The organism is Heliobacterium chlorum, assembly GCF_014502795.1.
Classification (GTDB): Bacteria; Bacillota; Desulfitobacteriia; order Heliobacteriales; family Heliobacteriaceae; genus Heliobacterium; species Heliobacterium chlorum.
Window position 1 is genome coordinate 1 of the sequence record NZ_JACVHF010000152.1, and the last position, 527, is coordinate 527.

Genomic DNA, 527 nt, shown 5'->3' on the forward strand with positions numbered 1-527 from the left:
CAGGAGCTAACGTTTTCGTTAAGCCCATCGCGGCCTCCCTTTCACTCCCCGTACGCGTTAAAAAGAACCTTAGAAAAAAAGAAAAAAGGGACTCAGCTTCCTACCAATTTGGAAGATCTCCAAGAAATATTGGGACGGCGGTTCGTAGCAAAGCGTAACCCGGATTTTTGCTGTCGAACCCTTTCGTTGCCTTGGGGTCAAGTCTTTATCACTTTTTACCAAAGTCTCTCCGACACGAAGATTATTCAGGACTCGATTATTAGTCCGTTAACAAATTTAGTAACCCCGGATACATTATTTACTTCGGAACAATTAAAAGATAACCTAACCAACATACATGTAATCCACGACGTTACGTCGATCGAAAATGCAATCGAAAGAATTCTGGAAGGGAAAACATATCTTCAAATTGAGGGATATCCCTGGGGAATTGCACTTGATACACGCAAAGACGAAGGTCGGAGTATTGAACTACCTCAAACGGAAATATCTATCCCCGGACCTCATGATGCATTTGTGGAAGACGT

General features: G+C 42.7%; 1 protein-coding gene. It reads left to right on the forward strand.

Annotated features, from left to right (window positions below):
• Positions 1–108: 108 nt before the first annotated feature.
• A partial coding sequence (locus tag H1S01_RS20720; RefSeq protein ID WP_188042188.1) for a spore germination protein occupies positions 109–527 on the forward strand: 419 nt, incomplete at its 3' end.